Raw genomic sequence first — 3945 nt, 5'->3', positions numbered from 1 at the left:
TCCGCGGCCGCAACCGTTCGCGTTCCCGCAGCGCCCCCTGGAAGTCCCCCACGACGTGCCGGTAGGCCAGCTCCACCACGCCCTGCCCGGCGTCCGCCAGGAGGGCGGGCCGCGCGGCGTCAGGTGCGTGCTCTCGCCGTGCCGGGCCCCCAGGACCCGGCCGTCGCGGCAACGGAGCGACGTCGCCTGCCGGGGCAGCGGCCGTCGGCGCGACGGCGGACGTCCGCGTCACCGTGGTCGCGGGCCGCGCCCCGGCCGGACGCGGCCCGCCCGGTCAGTTCACGACGTCCCGGGGTGCCTCCCCGGCCAGGAAGCCCAGCACGTTCTGCACGGCGGCCAGCGCGATCCGGATCAGCGTCTCCCGGGTGACGCCTCCGACGTGCGGTGACAGCACCACGTTGGGGGCGCGCAGCAACCGCAGTGCGGGCGTGGGCGGTTCGGGGTCGAAGACGTCCAGACCCGCCCCGGCCAGGGCGCCCTTCTCCAGCGCGTCGGCGAGCGCCTCCTGGTCGATCAGCGCACCCCGGGCCGTGTTGACCACGAACGCCGTCGGCCTCAGCAGCGCGAGACGCCGCCCGTCCAGCAGGTGCCGGGTCCCCTCGGTGAGCGGACAGTGCAGGGTCACGTAGTCCGCGGCGGACAGCAGTTCCTCCAGCGGGACGTGGCGCGCGTCGCCGTACCGTGCCTCGGTCTCCGCGGACGCCCGGTGGCGCTGCGTGTACAGGACCGTCATGTCGAACGCCGCGGCCCGCCGGGCGACCTGCTGCCCGATCCGGCCGAGCCCCACGACGCCCAGTGTCTTGCCGGACAGTTCCGTGAGCGACCGCTGGAGCCGGGGGAGCGCCCAGTCACCCTCGGTCAACGCCTGGTGCGCGGGTATCAGTTGCTTGGCAAGGGCCAGCATCAGCGCGAAGGTCTGCTCGGCCACGTTCTGCGCCTCGGCGCCGCTGGACCCGATCGTGCACACCGACACCCCGTTCCCGCGCGCCGTGACCGTGTCCACGTAGTCGAAACCGTGGCTCGCACACTGCACCAGCTCCAACGCCGGCGCCGCGCGGAGGTGTTCGGCGGTCACCGGGGCGAGCGCGGTGATCAGGACCTGCGCCGTGCGCAGCGCCGCCGGATCCTCGTCGGCCGACTCCACGACGGTGACATGGGCGTCGGCGGGGAGGAGGGCCGCCATCCCGGCGCCCGCCGTACGGCCGCCGACGTGCGGCGGTATGACGGCGAGGACGTTCCCGGAGGCGCTCACGCGGACGCCTCGACCAGGTCGGCCGCGCTGATCGAGGCGGGGGTGGAGTGTCCGGACAGCGCGAGGGTGAGGTCGAACTCCGCGAGCAGCGAACGGATCACGTGGTCCACGCCGGCCTGTCCGTCGAGGCCCAGACCGTAGACGTAGGGCCGTCCGAGCAGCACCGCCCGGGCGCCGAGCGCGAGCGCCTTGTACACGTCGTCCCCGGTGCGCACCCCGCTGTCGAAGAGCACGGCCAGCCGGTCGCCCACCGCCTCGGCGACCCGCGGCAGCGCGTCGGCCGCGGCCACCGAGCCGGCCACCTGACGGCCGCCGTGGTTGGAGACCACCACCCCGTCCATCCCGGCGTCGGCGGCCAGCCGGGCGTCGTCCGGGTGCAGCACGCCCTTGAGGACGATCGGCCCTTCCCAGTGCTCCCGTAGGAAGGCGAGGTCGGGCCAGGTGTGGCCCGGGTCGCCGAACAGGCCGAGGAAGTGCAGCACGGCCGCGTTCGGGTCCTCGTGCACCGGCTTGCCGAGCCCCGCCAGGAACGCCGGGTCGGTGAAGTAGTTGGCGGTGCCCACCCCGTGCAGGAACGGCAGGTACGCCTGGTCGAGATCGCGCGGGCGCCAGGACAGCAACGGCGTGTCGAGCGTGACGACCAGCACCGAGAACCCGGCGGCCCGCGCCCGCGCGAGGAAGCTCTTCGTCACCTCGCGGTCCCTGCCCCAGTACAGCTGGAACCACCGCTCGGCGTCCCCCATCGCCTCCGCCACCTGCTCCATCGGCGTACTGGAGGCCGAGGACAGGATGAAGGGCACGCCCTGCGCGGCGGCGGCCCGGGCGGCGGCCGGCTCGGCGTCCGGATGCATGATCGACAGCACGCCGACGGGCGCCAGGGCCAGCGGGGCCGGCAGCGGGCGGCCCAGCACCTCCACCGCGAGGTCCCGCGCACCGACGTCCCGCAGCATCCGCGGCACGATGCGGCGCCGCGCCAGGGCGGCCCGGTTGGCGCGCAGCGTGGAACCGTCGCCCGCGCCGCCCGCCACGTAGCCGACCGGGCCGGGCCCGAGCCGCCGCTCGGTCAGCTCCTCCAGGCGGGTCAGGTCGGTGGGCAGCCGCGGGACCACCCCCGTCATCCCGTTGAGATAGATCTCGTACTGGAAATCCGCCCAGTGCTTCGCCATCCGTACGTCCCGCCTCTCCACGTCGAGTACGCGCCGTGGCGACCATACTCGCCGGTATGCGCGGGGCCGTAGGGCGGCCTCAGTCCTGCTCGGCGTCCGGTCCCTGGGCCCGGACCCGCTCGACGTGCTCCAGTGACTCGCGCAGTTCGGTCAGCCAGTCGTCGGTGTGCTTCTGGACCAGCCGCACGCACCAGGCCAGCGCCTCGCTGCGGCTGCGCGCCACACCGCCGGCGATCAGGGTGTCCAGCACCTGCCGCTCCGGCTGCCGCAGCCGGGTCATCACCGGCGCGGCCACATGGGTGAACAGCGCCCGCTGCCCGGCACACTCCACCCCCCAGGACACCTTGTGCCCGAAGCGGTGCTCCGCCTCCCGGGCCAGCGCCATCCGGCTCTCCCGGGTGCGCTCCCGGAACTCCTGGATCCGGCCCTGGACGGCGGCCGTCCGCTCGGCGTCCGACGCGCCCTCGGCCACCTCGGGCCCGGGGATGCGCCCGACGACGGTGACCTCCTCGCGGTCGGCCGTCACCTCCACCAGTTCCTCGAAGAGGCCCTCGGGCAACCGGCCGGTGAACCAGCCGCGCAGCTTGTCTCGTTGCTCTTGAGTAATCATGTAATGACGATTACTCCGTTGCGACGCAAAGGCAAGGGCTTGCCGTGGAGTGCGCCGAGAGCGGAAGCGGAATGTTTCCGGACGATTAACAAAGCGAGGGGATCCGGCCATCCGGCCGCTTCGAGCGATCAAGAACCGCTCCGTTGAGCGGTCGACGCGTTCGATTTCCGTGACTTCGCGCCACTGATTCAATACGCAAGGTTACTCAAACCTGTGGGTTCGATGTGTGTTTCGACGGCGGAGTCGGCAGAGTGGCGCCCGCCGCCCCGGCACCCACCGGGCCGAGGGCGGCACCCGTCGAATCAAGCGGAAGGATGCACACAATGCGAACCACCGCGCGCTGGGCAGCGACCCTCGGCCTCACGGCCGCCGCCGTCTGCGGACCCCTGACCGGGGCCGCCGTCGCCGCCCCGAGCTCGCTCTACGCCCCCTCGGCCCTGGTGCTCACCACCGGCCACGGCAGCGACGCGGCCACCGCCACGCCCGAGCGCGCGGTGACCCTCACCTGCGCGCCGGCCGCCTCCGGCACCCACCCGGCCGCCGCCCAGGCCTGTGCCGAACTGCGCGGCGTCGGCGGCGACTTCGACGCCCTCACGGCCAGAAGCGACGTGTGGTGCACCAAGCTCTACGACCCCGTCGTGGTCACGGTCGAGGGCGTCTGGCAGGGCAAGCGCGTCTCCTACGAGCGCACCTTCGGCAACGCCTGCATGCGGGACGCCTACGGAGCGAGCGTCTTCGCGTTCTGAGACCCGGGATCGCACGGTGCTCGTGCCTGCCGAACAGGTCCGTAACTGGGGAGTGCGGCCTCTGGAGCGGGGAACCTGCGATCCCGCACCGGGGGCGGGAGGGCGGAGTGGGGCCGCCCGCCGCCTCCGGCACCACCGCCGCTCCCCGGCGCTCCCGTCCCGGGGAGATCC

4 protein-coding genes are annotated in these 3945 nt (G+C 73.6%); 1 reads left to right on the top strand and 3 read right to left on the bottom strand.

What is annotated here, in order from left to right:
- Nucleotides 1-274: 274 nt before the first annotated feature.
- The 3 genes from ABZ646_RS42250 to ABZ646_RS42240 form a co-directional block, all read right to left on the bottom strand.
- Nucleotides 275-1252 carry an NAD(P)-dependent oxidoreductase gene (locus tag ABZ646_RS42250; protein ID WP_360531803.1) on the bottom strand — a complete coding sequence of 326 codons (978 nt, stop codon included), beginning with the start codon at nucleotides 1250-1252 and terminating at the stop codon, nucleotides 275-277.
- On the bottom strand, nucleotides 1249-2418 hold the full coding sequence (locus ABZ646_RS42245) for an alpha-hydroxy-acid oxidizing protein (protein ID WP_360531800.1): 1170 nt from the start codon (nucleotides 2416-2418) through the stop codon (nucleotides 1249-1251). Before ABZ646_RS42245 ends, ABZ646_RS42250 begins: the two co-directional genes overlap by 4 nt.
- Nucleotides 2419-2497: 79 nt before the next feature.
- Nucleotides 2498-3028 carry a hypothetical protein gene (locus ABZ646_RS42240; protein ID WP_360531797.1) on the bottom strand — a complete coding sequence of 177 codons (531 nt, stop codon included), beginning with the start codon at nucleotides 3026-3028 and terminating at the stop codon, nucleotides 2498-2500.
- A 323-nt stretch (nucleotides 3029-3351) separates the two neighbouring features.
- Here ABZ646_RS42240 and ABZ646_RS42235 point away from each other — a divergent pair, with 323 nt between their 5' ends.
- Nucleotides 3352-3774, top strand: coding sequence for a subtilase-type protease inhibitor (locus ABZ646_RS42235; protein ID WP_360531794.1), 423 nt, complete (start codon nucleotides 3352-3354; stop codon nucleotides 3772-3774).
- Nucleotides 3775-3945 lie beyond the last annotated feature (171 nt).

This window comes from Streptomyces sp. NPDC007162 (assembly GCF_040634175.1).
GTDB lineage: Bacteria > Actinomycetota > Actinomycetes > Streptomycetales > Streptomycetaceae > Streptomyces.
This window is presented reverse-complemented; position numbering and strand designations above follow the sequence as displayed.

Excerpts from the sequence above, each read along its gene's own strand:
- ABZ646_RS42245 (WP_360531800.1), bottom strand. The coding sequence starts at position 2,418 with ATGGCGAAGCACTGGGCGGATTTCCAGTACGAGATCTATCTCAACGGG.
- ABZ646_RS42235 (WP_360531794.1), top strand. The coding sequence starts at position 3,352 with ATGCGAACCACCGCGCGCTGGGCAGCGACCCTCGGCCTCACGGCCGCC.
- ABZ646_RS42240 (WP_360531797.1), bottom strand. The coding sequence starts at position 3,028 with ATGATTACTCAAGAGCAACGAGACAAGCTGCGCGGCTGGTTCACCGGC.